Consider the following 834-nt stretch of genomic DNA (forward strand, 5'->3'; position numbering starts at 1 on the left):
GCAAGCTTTAGAGTTGCCACTAAAGGCTGGCGAAAGTACAGATACACCGAGCGACGCATCAAATGACGAGCCTACTTGGCTGCTGTTTGTATGGGCAATTCTTGAATGGTTGGTCGCACAGCTGCAAGCATAAATCAAAGTCAGCTTAAATAATGTCCATTATTTATCTATAGGTAATGTCCAATGTTACCCAACCATGGAGAGTAAAATGATTGATCCATTCGCAAACAATCATCAAAGTATGCAAATTGGTGAGCTGATCGTAGAAAACCAAAAAGATAAAGTTATCATTTATGGAGATCTTGATTTATTGTTTGATGAGACAGGCTATGAGCAAGCGAAACAGTTGCACGAGTTGACGACTAAAGTATTGCAAGCTTTCGAAAATTCTGATCAAAACAATAAAAAAACGCTTTCGTCAAAACAAGAAAATGACCAGCCAGACAATGATATAGACAATCCTTTCATGTAACTATTTGATATAGTTTTGATTTTATAGAAACAATTATCTATAAAAAACTACTAGGCAAAGTTCGGATTTTGTCTATAATGAGTGCAGAAGGGGTTATTGGAGTTGATTGTGTTGTCTGATGGACTAATAAAGCGCAACAAACAACCAATGACCTAGGATAAGCACAAAAAACGTTGTTTTTGAATCATCATACGAATGGAGTCGATCTATGAAACTATTTACAAAATCTGTGTTAGCAGTTGCTGGTATTAGCATGGCCACCATGGCAATGGCGGCCGATCCACTGGCCAATACTACTTGGCAGACTTTTGACGATGGCAAACCGAAAGGTGTGGTCAAAATCACTGAGTCAAACGGTGTTT

The 834-nt window shown here is 38.2% G+C and carries 1 protein-coding gene; it reads left to right on the forward strand.

Annotated features, from left to right (window positions below; translation table 11 throughout):
* The first annotated feature begins 208 nt into the window (after nt 1-208).
* Nucleotides 209-472 (forward strand): hypothetical protein, encoded by a 264-nt coding sequence (locus ACS8FD_RS18750; protein ID WP_439263059.1) that lies wholly within the window; start codon nt 209-211, stop codon nt 470-472.
* Nucleotides 473-834: the final 362 nt, after the last annotated feature.

This window comes from Psychrobacter sp. 1U2 (assembly GCF_051847575.1).